This window comes from Ramlibacter sp. GCM10027632 (assembly GCF_042675325.1).
Taxonomy (GTDB): Bacteria; Pseudomonadota; Gammaproteobacteria; order Burkholderiales; family Burkholderiaceae_C; genus Ramlibacter.
Map to the genome: position 1 here is coordinate 182,990 of NZ_JBHTGW010000004.1, position 13,392 is coordinate 196,381.

Here is a 13,392-nt window from a genome sequence, read left to right on the forward strand (position 1 = left end):
TCAGGATTCGTTGTCGGGGGCCGGCGCGGCGAAGCGGGGATCGTCGACCGTGCCCGTGGCGGGATCGAACCGGGGATCGACCTCGACATGCGGTTGCTCGGCCACCTGCTGCGCCTTGACCTGCTGGTAGACGGCCTTGATCAGGTCCTCACAGCCCTCGCGGGTCAGGGCCGAGATTTCGAAGACGGGGCCCTTGTACTTGAAACGCTTGACGAAGTCCTTGACGCGCGCCTCGCGCTCGTCGGCCGGCACCATGTCCAGCTTGTTCAGGACCAGCCAGCGCGGCTTGTCGTACAGGGCCTTGTCGTATTTCTTCAGCTCGCCCACGATGGCCTTGGCCTGGGCGACCGGATCGACGCCCTCGTCGAAAGGAGCGATGTCCACCAGGTGCAGCAGGATGCGGGTGCGCTGCAGGTGGCGCAGGAACTGGTGACCCAGGCCCGCGCCCTCCGATGCGCCCTCGATCAGGCCAGGCACGTCGGCGACGACGAAGCTCTGCTCGGGGCCGACGCGCACCACGCCCAGGTTGGGGTGCAGCGTGGTGAAGGGGTAGTCGGCGATCTTGGGGCGCGCGTTCGAGATGGCGGCGATCAGGGTGGACTTGCCCGCGTTGGGCATGCCCAGCAGGCCGACGTCGGCCAGCACCTTGAGCTCGAGCTTCAGGCTCTTGCGCTCGCCGGGCCAGCCCGGGGTCTTCTGGCGCGGGGCGCGGTTGATCGCGCTCTTGAAGCGCATGTTGCCGAAGCCGCCGTCGCCGCCCTTGGCGATGGTGATCACCTCGCCGGGCGTGAGCAGTTCGTACAGCACCTCGCCGGTCTCGGCGTCGGAGATGATGGTGCCCACCGGCATCTTCAGCGTGATGTCGTCGCCGGCGGCGCCGAACATGTCCGAGCCCATGCCGTGCTCGCCGCGCTTGGCCTCGTGGCGGCGCGAGTAGCGGTAGTCGACCAGGGTGTTGAGGTTGGGGTCCGCAACGGCGTAGACATGGCCGCCACGGCCGCCATCGCCGCCGTTGGGTCCGCCGAACTCCTTGTACTTCTCGTGCCGGAACGACACGCAGCCATTGCCTCCGTCACCGGCGGCAATGTCGATATAGGCTTCGTCGACGAACTTCATGGGGGCTATTCTAGGAAGAGCGCCAACAAAAAAGCCCTGCGCAATGACGCAGGGCCTTCTTGCGGCAATGCCAGGGCGATCAGGCCGCCGGCGTCACATTCACGGTGTGCTTGTTCAGCTCACCCTTCACGGCGAACGACACGTGGCCATCCACCAGGGCGAACAGGGTGTGGTCCTTGCCCACGCCGACGTTCACGCCGGGATGGAACTTGGTGCCACGCTGGCGCACGATGATCGAGCCGGCGGAGATCAGCTCACCGCCGAAGGCCTTCACGCCGAGCATCTTGGGCTTGGAATCACGCCCGTTTCGCGTAGAGCCGCCGCCTTTTTTCTGTGCCATGTCCGTTGCTCCTTAGGCTGCAATCGCGCCGATTTGCAGCTCGGTGAACTGCTGGCGATGACCCTGGCGCTTCTGGTAGTGCTTGCGACGACGCATCTTGAAGATGCGAACTTTGTCGTGCTTGCCGTGCGCCACGACCGTGGCTTTGACAGTTGCACCGGACACCAGGGGGGTGCCGACCTTGAGTTCAGCGCCGTTGCCGACTGCCAGAACCTGGTCGATCACGATTTCCTGGCCAACGTCCGCAGCAATCTGTTCTACTTTGATTTTCTCGCCGATGGCAACGCGATACTGCTTGCCGCCGGTTTTTATGACCGCGTACATATAGACCTCTGAAGTGAAGCTCTCCAGGACGTATTTCCGGGAGAGCCCGCGACTGTAGCATAGTTTGGGCTTAACGTCCAGAGCACCGCCGTTCGGGGTCGGCAGCCTGCCTATAATCGCGCGCAACTTCCTGCGCCTGCCTTGACCGCTCCCGCCGACTCCCCCAACTCGACCGCCGCCACGCTGGCGCTCATCGCCGACGACATGCGTGAGATGGACGCCGTGATCGCCCGGCGCCTGGACTCCGGCGTGCCCCTGGTGGGCGAGGTCGCGCGCTACATCATCTCGGCCGGCGGCAAGCGCCTGCGCCCGGCCCTGCTGCTGCTGGTGTCCGGCGCGCTGGGCTACGGCGGCGCGCAGCGCTTCAACCTGGCGGCCGTGGTGGAGTTCATCCACACCGCCACGCTGCTGCATGACGACGTGGTCGATGCCTCCACGCTGCGCCGCGGCCGCGCCACCGCCAACGAGAGCTTCGGCAACCCGGCCAGCGTGCTGGTGGGCGACTTCCTCTACTCCCGCGCGTTCCAGATGATGCTGGACGCCAAGGACATGCGCGTCATGGAGATCCTGGCTGAGGCGACCAACGTGATCGCCGAGGGCGAGGTGCTGCAGCTGATGAACATGCACGACGCCTCGCTCGACGAGGCCGGCTACCTGCGCGTGATCCGCTCGAAGACCGCCAAGCTGTTCGAGGCCTCGACCCGCCTGGCAGCGGTGCTGGCCGGCAGCGACGCCACGATCGAGCAGGCCTGCGCCGACTACGGTCAGGCCCTGGGCACCGCCTTCCAGGTGATCGATGACGTACTCGACTACGACGGCGACGCCGGCGAGATGGGCAAGAACCTCGGCGACGACCTGCGCGAGGGCAAGGCCACGCTGCCCCTGATCGCCGCCATGCAGCGCGGCACACCCGAACAGCGGGACACAATCCGCCGCGCGATCGAGAACGGCTCGGTCGAGGAACTCGAGGCCATCGTCGCGATCGTGCGCTCCACCGGCGCGCTCGATGTGGCCCGCCAGGCCGCCGCCGCCGAGGCGCAACGCGCAATTGATTGCCTTTCGATGCTCCCGCGAAATAAACACAGCGAAGGTTTGCTACAATTAGCGTCTTCGCTGCTTGAGCGACGGCACTGAGAGATCAGGAGTCCGGCGATTCCAAGCACATCGGGGTGTAGCTTAGCCTGGTAGAGCGCTACGTTCGGGACGTAGAGGCCGGAGGTTCGAATCCTCTCACCCCGACCAGAATTCTGGTTATCCAAACAAAGACCTCGTTGCTCACGCAACGGGGTCTTTTGCTTTGGAGCGCGGGCAAGTGCAAGATGGCAGTCATCAATGAAACTTGCGGTCACGCCGAGGCGCCCATGATCTGCCTGCCCACGTTCCCGAAGAACCGCGCGCTCCTGGCCGCAGCCTGGCTGGCCGCCGCCGCGCCCGCGGCCCTGGCCCAGGGCGCCACGCACACGCTGCCCGAGGGACAAGCCATCCCCGACCGCTACATCGTCGTCTTCAAGCCGACGGTGGCCCATGCCGCACAGGAAGCCGACCGGCTGGTGCGCGCCGCCGGCGGCCAGGTCCACCGCCGCTACACCCACGCCCTCAAGGGCTTCGCGGCCACCCTGCCGGCGGCTGCGCTGCCCGGCATCCGCGCCAACCCGAATGTCGACGCCGTCGAGGCCGACCACGCCATCCGCCTCAACCAGGCCACGTCGCCGCAGAACCAGGCGACCTGGGGCCTGGACCGCATCGACCAGCGTGACCGGCCGCTCGATACGCAATACGCCTTCAACCACACCGGCCTGGGCGTGACCGCCTTCGTCATCGACACCGGCATCCGGGCCGACCATGCCGAGTTCGGCGGGCGTGTCCAGGGCGGCCACACCGAGGTCGCCGACGGCAACGGGACCCGTGACTGCAACGGCCACGGAACCCATGTGGCCGGCACGCTCGGCGGCTCGACCTGGGGCGTGGCCAAGGCGGTCCAGCTGGTCCCGGTACGCGTGCTGGATTGCAGCGGCTCCGGCACCTACAGCGGCGTCATCGCCGGCATCGACTGGGTGGCCGGCACCACGGCCCGGCCCGCGGTGGCCAACCTCTCGCTGGGCGGCGTCAAGTCCACCACCGTGAATGCCGCCGTCGCGGGCGCATCCAGCCTGGGCGTGACCATGGTCGTCGCCGCGGGCAACAGCAACGCCAATGCCTGCCGCTACTCCCCCGCCAGCGAGCCGACCGCCCTCACGGTGGGCGCCACCACCAGCAGCGACGCGCGGGCCTCCTACTCGAACTACGGCAGCTGCGTGGACCTGTTCGCGCCGGGCTCGGGCATCACCTCGGCCTGGCACACGAGCGCCACCGCCACCCACACCATCAGCGGCACCTCCATGGCCAGCCCGCACGTGGCCGGCATCGCCGCGCTCGCACTCAGCGCGAACCCGAAGGCCACGCCGGCCGAGGTGGCTCGCTTCCTCCTGGACAACGCGACACCGGACCGGCTCGCCTCCATCGGCACAGGCTCGCCGAACCGGCTGGCGTACTCGCTGGCTGCCGGCGCGCCGGTCGCGATGCCACCCCAGGCCGTGGCCGTCAGCGGCCTCACGGGCACCTGGCGCAAGGTCGGCAAGAGCTGGCAGGCCGTCGCGACCGTCTCGGTGCGAAACGTGACCACGAACACCGCGGTGCCCCATGCGACGGTGGCCGGCACCTTCGCCCCGGGCGGTTCGGCAAGCTGCGTGACCTCGAGCGACGGCAGCTGCTCGATGGCCAGCGGCTCGCTCGCGTCGACGGTGACGTTGAGCGATTTCACCGTCGACGGCATCACCGGCTCGGGCCTGGACTACGACGCCTCGCAGAACTCGGCGACCCGCATCACCATCAGCCGCTGAACGGGCGCGCGGCGCCCGACCCGCAGGCGCCGGCCCAGGCCGCTCAGCCCCGCTTTCGCCGGCCCCGCTCGCGCCAGCGCAACACCGCCAGCGCGAGCAGCCCGGTGGCGAGCAGGCCGAGCGAGACATGGATGGCCTTCTGGCTGATCGCGTAGGTGATGCTGGACCAGGTGAGCCAGCCGCAGGCGGCGCAGAACACCAGCGGCAGCACCGGGTACAGCGGCACGCGGAAGGGGCGCGGCGCCAGTGCGTCACGGTGGCGCAGGCGGACCAGGGCGAGGCCCACGAGGAACAGGAAGCCCCAGAACACCGGCGCGGTGAATTCCACCATCGCGGAGAAGCCGTCCCCCTCCCCCATCCCCAGCAGGACCAGGGCCGCGCTGATGGCGGCCTGCGTCCACAGCGCCGGCGTCGGGCTGCCCGCCTGGGCGCGCCAGCGCCCCAGCAGGCGCAGGGAGGCCCAGTCGCGGCCCAGGGCGAAGTTGGTGCGGGCGCCGACGATCATGGTGGCGTTGATGCTGGTCAGCGCGGCAATCGCCACGAACAGGCCCAGCGCCTTCTGCGCCCACGGGCCGAAGGCCAGCCCCAGCAGGTCGCCTGCGGCGGTCTTGCTGTCGGCAAGCCCGCGCAAGCCCAGGCCCTGCAGCAGCGCCAGGTTCACCAGCAGGTAGATGGCGGTGAGCGCCGCCATGCTGGCAATGATCACCCGCACCATGGCGCGCGGCCCGCCGCGGATCTCGGCCGAGACATACGCGGCCTCGTTCCAGCCGCCAAACGTGAGCAGCACGAACACCAGGCACAGGCCCCACTGCGCGGGGGCCGGCGCCTTCTCGAACCACACGAGCGGTCCGGAAGCGGGCACATCCATCGAGAAGCCGGCCGCCGCCACCGCCAGCAGCCCGCCGACCTCGAGCAGCAGCAGCAGCGACTGCACCCGCGAAGAGGCATGGATGCCGATGGTGTTGACCACCGTGAGCAGGATGATCACGATCAGCGCCCAGACCGTGCTCGACTGGGACCCCAGCGGCGCGAGCGTGCTGATGTAGTCGCCGAAGACGAAGGCCAGCAGCGCGATGGAGCCGGTGTTGATGACGGTGGCCCGCGCCCAGGCATACAGGAAGGACAGGTCGCGCCCGAAAGCCCGGCGCAGGAAGTGGTAATCCCCGCCTGCGTGCGGGTAGGCCGTGCACAGCTCGGCGTAGCACAGCGCGCCCGCCACCGAGACCAGCGCGCCCGCGGCCCACAGGACCAGCGCCCAGCCCGCGTCGCCGCTGATTCCCGCGACGAGCGCCGGGGTCTTGAAGATGCCGGCGCCGATGACGATGCCGACGATCAGCGCGATCGCCGCGCCGGGATGCAGCAGCCGCAGCGGCTGCGCGGTCGCCTGCGCAGAGTCACGCACGAGGGACGCGCCCTGCAATGCCTCGCTCACAGGCGCACCAGGTCGACCGGCACCGACTGGCCGCCCGGCGAGGTCACCGTGCCGGTGATGCGGCCGCCGTCCACGCGGCCGCTGAAGCTGTGCAAGGTCCGGTCGGGGCCGCTGAACTGGAAGCTGAGTTCTACGCCGCGCAGCCGCGCCCCCACCAGCGGCTGGGTCGCGCTGGTGCGCGTCATGAGGCCGCCGATCGACTGGAAGCTCTGGCGGAAGCTCAGGCGCGCCGGACCGCCCTCGAGGCCGGACAGCATCCAGTCGCCCTCGACGCGCGCAGGCACGACCCACAGGTAGGCGCGGGCGTTCTCGTGGGCCAGCACCTCGTCGGCCTCCCACTCGCCCATGGTGAAGGCGTGCGACACGACGCGGGTGCCGGGCTTCATCGCCAGGATCGTCGGGCGCAGGCGCAGGTTCAGGTCAGGCAGCAGGTAGAGCGTGACCACGCTCGCCGAGCTGAAGTCCTCCTTGAAGATGTCGCCGGTGATGATGCGCACCTTGTCGGCCACGCCCGCCTCGCGCACCTTGCGCCGGGCGAACTCGGCCATCTGGGGGTTGTATTCGATGCCGACCGCCGTGGCACCGAACCGCTTCGCGGCGGTGATGGCGATGACGCCGTCGCCGGCGCCCAGGTCGAAGACCCGGTCATCCTGGCTGACCCGGGCGGCAGTGAGCATCTTCTCGATCAGGGGCTCGGGCGTGGGAATCCAGATCACGTCCTTGCCGGCCTGCCCGCGCATCGGCTCGTAGTTCTGCGCGGCGCCGGCCGGCTGGGCCAGGCTGGCGCTGCCGCCGAACGAGAGGGCCGCCGCGAGGGCGACGAGGATGAAATGGCGTAGGGCTCGCACGATGCATCTCCAGGCAAGGGCCATGAAACGAAAGGCCGTGGGACAGCCTCCGGGTCACCGGAGGAGGACGCTCCCCCCGCGGGGGGCCGGGCATCAATCTAGGCAAATCCGCCGCTCCGCGCAGCCCATCGGGCACAGAAACCCGGCGGGGCACCCCCGAGGAATTACCCTAGTCTTGAAATAAGTCGCAAAAACGTGCACGCACCCGATGCCCCGGCGGCGTCAGGTCCTGAAGCGCTCGACCTCTTCCCGGGTCGCGTCCGCGATCCGCGACAGGCCGACGATGGTGGCGGTGATCTGCTCGGACGCGGCGGCGTTGCTGCGGGCGATGCTGTCGACGTTGGAGAGGTTCATGTTGATCTCCTCCATCGCCGAGCTTTGCTGCTCCAGCGCGGCGGCGATGCGCTCGAGCATCGAGTCGGTCTGCCGCGAGCCCTGCTCGATGCGCGCCATTTCCTCGTTCACCAGGCCGACGGTGCCGACCGCACGGCGCGCCTCGGCCACCGCCTCGGTGACCAGCGTCGCGATCTCCTGCGAGCTCTCCGCGCTGCTCTGGGCCAGCTTGCCGACCTCGTCGGCCACCACGGCGAAGCCCTTGCCATGCTCGCCCGCCCGCGCCGCCTCGATGGCCGCATTGAGCGCCAGCAGGTTGGTCTTGTTGGCGATCTTCTCGATCACCTCGGTGATCCTGGAAATCTTCTCTGAGTTGCCGGCGATGCTGTTGACGACCTGCACCATCTCCGCCATCCGGGCCATGCTGGAGCGCACCGCCTCGAAGGAGGCGCGCGACTGCTGGCTGGCCGCCTCGGTGTTGCGCGACACCTCGGTGACCGAGGTGACGGTCTGGCGCACCGCGGTCGAGACCTGGCTGATCGCATGGGTCTGGTTCTGGGCGCCATCGGAAATCTGGGCAATCGCCTGGCTGGTCTGCCCGGACGCCGCCGCCACCTGCTGGGTGTTGCCGCTGATCACGCGCATGGCGCCCCCCAGGGCGTCCAGCGAGGCGTTCATGTTGGCCTTGAGCGCCTCCAGGTCGCCGAGCGCCGCCACCGTCATGCGCTGGGCGAGGTTGCCCTGGGCCACCGCGTTCATCACGCCGCTCAGGTCCCGGAAGAAGGCCTGCTGCGCCTCGATGCTCTGGTTGACGTTGCGCTTGAGCGCGTCCAGGTCGCCCCGGGCCTGTACCCGCACCCGCTCGCCCAGGCGCCCCTGGGCGATGCCTCCCATGACCCGGGTGATGTCCTGGAACACGGCCTGCTGCGCGTCCAGGCTCTGGTTGACGTTGCGCTTGAGCGCATCGAGGTCGCCCCGGGCAGCCACGGTCACCCGGCGCGAGAACTCGCCCTGGGCCACCGCGGTCATGACCGCGGTGATGTCGTTGAGGGTGGAGTCCAGCGACTGCTGCATGCCGGCGACCTTGCGCAGCAGGGGGAAGCCGTCGCCCAGCGACAGGGCGTCGCGGGCGGCGAAGTCCCCCTCGCTGATGCGGCCGGCCAGGTCGGCGACGAGCGCCGACTCCACCGCCTCGCGCTGCAGGATCACCGACATGAAGACCAGCACTGCGGCCTCGAACACCACATAGGCTGCATGGAGCGCGACCAGTTCCAGGCTGACCGAGCCCGCCAGCACGTACAGCCCGGCGCCGGCAGCCTGCGCCACGGCGAAAGCCACGTGGTGCACGGCGATCACGCCCGCGGCCGCGACGATCGGCCGCCAGTCCCGGTAGTACAGCAGGAACGCCAGCAGGGCGAAGATGCCGAAGTGCATCTCGGTCATGCCGTGGGCCTGCTGGATCATCAGGGCCGAGTCGACCATCAGCGCGCAGGCGATCGCCAGACGGGAGACCAGGCTGCCCGGCGCCGCGCGGTGGATCAGGAAGGGCACGGCGAAGGCCGGCACGCCGACCAGGAGGGCCAGGCCCCAGGTCTGGGTGAAGGCCGCGATGCCCAGGCTGATCAGGGCGAGGAAGGCGAGCGTGGCGAGCAGGACACGGTCCGCGGTAGCGCGCTGCGGCTGCAGCATCTGCTCGGTGTTCACGGACAGGCGGGACGTCGGCTGGGCGGTCATGGGGCGATGGAGCTGCAGATGGACTGGAGTCGCGAGGGATCCTGCGCCACCCACCAGGCCAGGCACCCGGCGCTGTAGGCCAGCCACGCGGCCAGGCCGAACCAGGCCAGGCGCGGCACTGGCGTCGGGAGCCGGTCACGGCGGCTTACGGTGGCATGCGCGGTCATGCTGGGGCGGTCGCAGGCACGCGGCGGAGCCGGTGCCTCAGATACATGCAAAAGCGTGATCGTAACCAGTTGTCCGAGGCCGGTCGGGCCAAGGGCTACTTTGAAGCAACAGTCGTCACCAGCAAGCTACAGGGGAGAACAAGCCCCCATGAATCATGATTAAGAACGTACTATCCGAGAATCTTCCGGCGTAGCCGGCCACCGTCTGCAGCAACTGGCGTGGCTGCGACCCAACGCCGGCGGGACGCCTTCCCCGTATAGACCCTTTGCATGATGCGAGCGCCGAAATACCACGTTTACACTAACCCGGCTTTCGGCGATGATGCCCGCATCGCCAGGCTTCGCCCGGGTGGCCCCGCACACCCCATGACCAGACCGACTGATGGCCGTTGTTGACACCCTCACTGCCGACGCCTCCCAGGTGGCCCTTCCGGGCCTGGCACGGGCACTGATCTCGGCCGGCAAGCTGGGGCAGAAGTCGGCCGAGGACCTCTACGGCAAGGCGCTGGCCAACCGCACCAGCTTCATCGCCGAGCTCACCGGCTCCGGCGCGGTGTCGCCCGCCGACCTGGCCCACACGATGTCCGCCGCCTACGGCGCGCCCCTGCTGGACCTGGACGCCATCGACACCCAGCGCCTGCCCAAGGGCATCCTCGATACCAAGACCTGCCAGTCCTTCCGCGTGGTGGTCCTGGCCAAGCGCAACAACCGGCTGACGGTGGCCACGGCCGACCCGTCCGACCAGCAGGCCGCCGAAAAGATCAAGTTCGCCACCCAGATGGGGGTCGACTGGATCATCGCCGAGTACGACAAGCTCACGCGCATGGTGGAGGCCAACGCCACCACCGCCGCGGAGGCGATGGACAACCTCATCGGCGAGGACTTCCAGTTCGACGAGTCCACGCTCGACTCGGCCATGGCCGACGACGACGACCGCGGCATGAACGCCGAGGTCGATGACGCCCCGGTGGTCAAGTTCCTGCACAAGATGCTGCTGGACGCCATCAGCATGCGCGCGTCGGACATCCACTTCGAACCCTACGAGCACAACTACCGCGTGCGCTTCCGGGTCGACGGCGAACTGCGCGAGATGGCCGCCCCGCCGGTGGCCATCAAGGACAAGCTGGCCTCGCGCATCAAGGTGATCTCGCGCATGGACATCGCCGAAAAGCGGGTCCCGCAGGACGGTCGCATGAAGCTCAAGGTCGGCCCCGAGAAGGTGATCGACTTCCGCGTCAGCACCCTGCCCACCCTCTTCGGCGAGAAGATCGTGATCCGTATCCTGGATTCGTCGGCTGCCAAGATGGGCATCGACGCCCTGGGCTACGAGCCCGAGGAGAAGCAGCGCCTGCTCGACGCGATCCAGCGCCCCTACGGCATGATCCTGGTCACCGGCCCCACCGGTTCGGGCAAGACGGTCTCGCTGTACACCTGCCTGAACCTCCTGAACAAGCCGGGCGTGAACATCGCCACCGCCGAGGACCCGTCGGAAATCGTGCTGCCCGGCGTCAACCAGGTCAACGTCAACGAGCGTGCCGGCCTGACCTTCGCCACCGCCCTGCGCGCCTTCCTGCGCCAGGACCCGGACATCATCATGGTGGGCGAGATCCGCGACCTCGAGACCGCGGACATCGCCATCAAGGCCGCCCAGACCGGCCACCTGGTGCTCTCGACCCTCCACACGAACGACGCGCCCACCACGCTCACGCGCCTGCGCAACATGGGCATCCAGCCGTTCAACATCGCCTCCAGCGTGATCCTGATCTCGGCCCAGCGCCTGGCGCGGCGGCTGTGCGTGAACTGCAAGCAGCCCGCCGAGATCCCGCGCGAGAACCTGATCGAGGCCGGCTTCCGCGAGGAGGAGCTCGACGGCAGCTGGAAGCCCTACCGCGCGGTCGGCTGCAACGCCTGCCTGGGCGGCTACAAGGGCCGCGTGGGCATCTACCAGGTCATGCCGATCAGCGAGGAGATCCAGCAGATCATCCTGCGCGACGGCAACGCGGTGGAGATCGCGCACCAGTCCGAGCTCGAGGGCGTGAAGAGCCTGCGCCAGTCCGGCCTTCAGAAGGTGCGCCTGGGCGTGACCTCGCTCGAGGAAGTCCTGAGCACCACCAACACCTGACCCAGCAAAGAACGAACAGGGAGTCCGCCCGCATGGCCACGGCAGCATCCAGCAAGGTCAACGAATTCGTCTTCGAGTGGGAAGGCCGTGACCGCAATGGCAAGCAGGTGCGCGGAGAGACCCGCGCCGCCGGCGAGAACCAGGTCCAGGCTTCGCTGCGCCGCCAGGGCGTCACGCCCGTGAAGATCCGCAAGCGCCGCCTGGGCCGGGGCCAGCGGATCAAGCCGCGCGACATCGCGATCTTCACCCGCCAGCTGGCCACCATGATGAAGGCCGGCGTGCCGCTGCTGCAGGCCTTCGACATCGTGGGCCGGGGCAACACCAACACCAGCGTCTCGCGCCTGCTGGCCGAGATCCGCACCGACGTGGAGACCGGCACGTCGCTGTCGGCCGCCTTCCGCAAGCACCCGCTGTATTTCAGCAGCCTCTACTGCAACCTGGTGGAAGCCGGCGAGGCCGCCGGCATCCTGGAGTCCATCCTGGACCGGCTGGCCACCTACATGGAGAAGATCGAGGGCATCAAGTCCAAGATCCGCTCCGCGCTGATGTACCCGGTGGCGGTGATGGTGGTGGCAGTGGTCGTGGTCTCGGTGATCATGATCTTCGTGGTGCCCGCCTTCCGCGACGTCTTCACCTCCTTCGGCGCCGACCTGCCCGGCCCCACCCGCTTCGTGATCGCCATGAGCGAGGCCTTCGCGGCGTACTGGTGGATCATCTTCGGCACCCTGGGCGCGGGCCTCTACTTCTTCCTTCAGGCCTGGCGACGCAGCGAGCGCGTGCAGCACACGATCGACCGCCTCGCCCTGAAGATGCCGATCTTCGGCGACCTCGTCTACAAGGCCGTCGTGGCGCGCTGGACCCGCACCCTGTCCACCATGTTCGCCGCCGGCGTGCCGCTGGTGGAGGCCCTGGACTCCGTGGGCGGCGCCTCCGGCAACTCGGTCTACGTGGCCGCCACCGAGCGGATCCAGCAGGAGGTGGCCACCGGCACCAGCCTGACGACTGCCATGACCAATTCCAAGGTGTTTCCCTCGATGGTGCTGCAGATGTCCGCCATCGGCGAGGAATCCGGCGCCCTGGACCACATGCTCTCCAAGGCCGCCGACTTCTACGAGGCCGAGGTCGACGACATGGTCGCCGGCCTGTCCAGCCTGATGGAACCCATCATCATCGTCATGCTGGGCACCATCATCGGCGGCATCGTGATCGCCATGTACCTGCCGATCTTCAAGCTGGGACAGGTCGTCTGATGCTCGTGTCCCCCGCCGCGGACGTCGCCCTCGCCGCCGTCCTCGGGTTGCTGATCGGCAGCTTCCTGAACGTCGTCATCCATCGGCTGCCGCGCATGCTCGAGCGGCAGTGGGACGCCGAGTGCGCCCACCACCTCGGCCAGCCCGCGCCCGAGCAGCCTGCCTACAACCTGCTGCGCCCGGCCTCCGCCTGCCCGCACTGCGGCCACGCGATCCGCTGGTGGGAGAACATCCCGGTGGCCAGCTGGCTCGCCCTGCGCGGGCGCTGCTCGGCCTGCGGCAAGGGCATCAGCGCGCGCTACCCGCTGGTGGAAGCCGCCACTGCGGCGCTGTTCGCCTTCAGCGCCTGGCAGTGGGGCATCACGCCGGCCGGCGCGGCCTGGGCCGCCTTCTGCGCCGCCCTGCTGGCCCTGGCCCTGATCGACTGGGACACCACCCTGCTGCCCGACGACATCACCCTGCCCCTGGCCTGGGGCGGCCTCATCGCCGCGGCCCTGGGCTGGAGCGGCACGCCGCTGCCCGACGCGCTGTGGGGCGCGGTGGCCGGCTACCTCTCGCTGTGGTCTGTCTACCAGGGCTTCAAGCTGCTCACCGGCAAGGAGGGCATGGGCTTCGGCGACTTCAAGCTGTTCGCCGCCCTGGGCGCCTGGTTCGGCTGGGCCGCGCTGATCCCGCTGATCCTCGTCGCCTCGGTGCTGGGTGCCGTCATCGGCATCGCCATGAAGCTCGGCGGCAACCTGCGCGAAGGCGGCTACGTGCCCTTCGGGCCCTTCCTCGCCTTCGCCGGCCTGGTGGCCCTGGTGCTGGGCCCGGCCCGCATCCTCGGGATGCTCGGGCTGTGAGCGCG

The 13,392-nt window shown here is 68.8% G+C and carries 11 protein-coding genes and 1 tRNA gene; 6 read left to right on the plus strand and 6 right to left on the minus strand.

Features of this window, described 5'->3' with window-relative positions; all coding sequences use genetic code 11:
* The 3 genes from cgtA to rplU form a co-directional block, all read right to left on the minus strand.
* Positions 1–1,116 carry an Obg family GTPase CgtA gene (gene cgtA / locus ACFQZY_RS08355; RefSeq protein WP_377415008.1) on the minus strand — a complete coding sequence of 372 codons (1,116 nt, stop codon included), beginning with the start codon at positions 1,114–1,116 and terminating at the stop codon, positions 1–3.
* A gap of 79 nt (positions 1,117–1,195) precedes the next feature.
* Positions 1,196–1,456: a 50S ribosomal protein L27 gene (gene rpmA, locus ACFQZY_RS08360; protein WP_377415011.1), complete on the minus strand. Its 261-nt coding sequence runs from the start codon at positions 1,454–1,456 to the stop codon at positions 1,196–1,198.
* A 12-nt stretch (positions 1,457–1,468) separates the two neighbouring features.
* Positions 1,469–1,780 (minus strand): 50S ribosomal protein L21, encoded by a 312-nt coding sequence (rplU, locus tag ACFQZY_RS08365; protein ID WP_377415013.1) that lies wholly within the window; start codon positions 1,778–1,780, stop codon positions 1,469–1,471.
* 204 nt (positions 1,781–1,984) lie between these two features.
* Here rplU and ACFQZY_RS08370 point away from each other — a divergent pair, with 204 nt between their 5' ends.
* From ACFQZY_RS08370 to ACFQZY_RS08380, 3 genes are all read left to right on the plus strand, one after another.
* Complete coding sequence (locus ACFQZY_RS08370) at positions 1,985–2,914, plus strand: polyprenyl synthetase family protein (protein WP_377415249.1); 930 nt, start codon at positions 1,985–1,987, stop codon at positions 2,912–2,914.
* A 31-nt stretch (positions 2,915–2,945) separates the two neighbouring features.
* A tRNA-Pro gene (locus tag ACFQZY_RS08375) sits at positions 2,946–3,022 on the plus strand.
* Positions 3,023–3,141: 119 nt separating this feature from the next.
* Positions 3,142–4,659 carry a S8 family peptidase gene (locus tag ACFQZY_RS08380; RefSeq protein ID WP_377415015.1) on the plus strand — a complete coding sequence of 506 codons (1,518 nt, stop codon included), beginning with the start codon at positions 3,142–3,144 and terminating at the stop codon, positions 4,657–4,659.
* A 43-nt stretch (positions 4,660–4,702) separates the two neighbouring features.
* Here the strand turns inward: ACFQZY_RS08380 and ACFQZY_RS08385 are convergent, their stop codons facing one another.
* The 3 genes from ACFQZY_RS08385 to ACFQZY_RS08395 all read right to left on the minus strand — a co-directional run bounded on the left by ACFQZY_RS08385 (position 4,703) and on the right by ACFQZY_RS08395 (position 9,006).
* The gene (locus tag ACFQZY_RS08385) at positions 4,703–6,091 is read right to left on the minus strand and encodes an APC family permease (protein WP_377415017.1); all 1,389 of its coding nucleotides are present in this window, start codon (positions 6,089–6,091) and stop codon (positions 4,703–4,705) included.
* Positions 6,088–6,939: a class I SAM-dependent methyltransferase gene (locus ACFQZY_RS08390; RefSeq protein ID WP_377415019.1), complete on the minus strand. Its 852-nt coding sequence runs from the start codon at positions 6,937–6,939 to the stop codon at positions 6,088–6,090. Before ACFQZY_RS08390 ends, ACFQZY_RS08385 begins: the two co-directional genes overlap by 4 nt.
* A gap of 222 nt (positions 6,940–7,161) precedes the next feature.
* Positions 7,162–9,006 (minus strand): methyl-accepting chemotaxis protein, encoded by a 1,845-nt coding sequence (locus ACFQZY_RS08395; RefSeq protein WP_377415021.1) that lies wholly within the window; start codon positions 9,004–9,006, stop codon positions 7,162–7,164.
* Positions 9,007–9,555: 549 nt separating this feature from the next.
* On the opposite strand from ACFQZY_RS08395, the gene pilB reads away from it, so the two are divergent.
* Genes pilB through ACFQZY_RS08410 form a run of 3 tightly spaced genes read left to right on the plus strand, consistent with a single transcriptional unit; the run spans position 9,556 to position 13,387 of the window.
* Positions 9,556–11,295 carry a type IV-A pilus assembly ATPase PilB gene (gene pilB, locus ACFQZY_RS08400; RefSeq protein ID WP_377415023.1) on the plus strand — a complete coding sequence of 580 codons (1,740 nt, stop codon included), beginning with the start codon at positions 9,556–9,558 and terminating at the stop codon, positions 11,293–11,295.
* A gap of 32 nt (positions 11,296–11,327) precedes the next feature.
* Positions 11,328–12,545 carry a type II secretion system F family protein gene (locus ACFQZY_RS08405; RefSeq protein ID WP_377415025.1) on the plus strand — a complete coding sequence of 406 codons (1,218 nt, stop codon included), beginning with the start codon at positions 11,328–11,330 and terminating at the stop codon, positions 12,543–12,545.
* The gene (locus tag ACFQZY_RS08410; protein ID WP_377415027.1) at positions 12,545–13,387 is read left to right on the plus strand and encodes a prepilin peptidase; all 843 of its coding nucleotides are present in this window, start codon (positions 12,545–12,547) and stop codon (positions 13,385–13,387) included. The genes ACFQZY_RS08405 and ACFQZY_RS08410 overlap by 1 nt, the downstream gene beginning before the upstream one ends.
* Positions 13,388–13,392 lie beyond the last annotated feature (5 nt).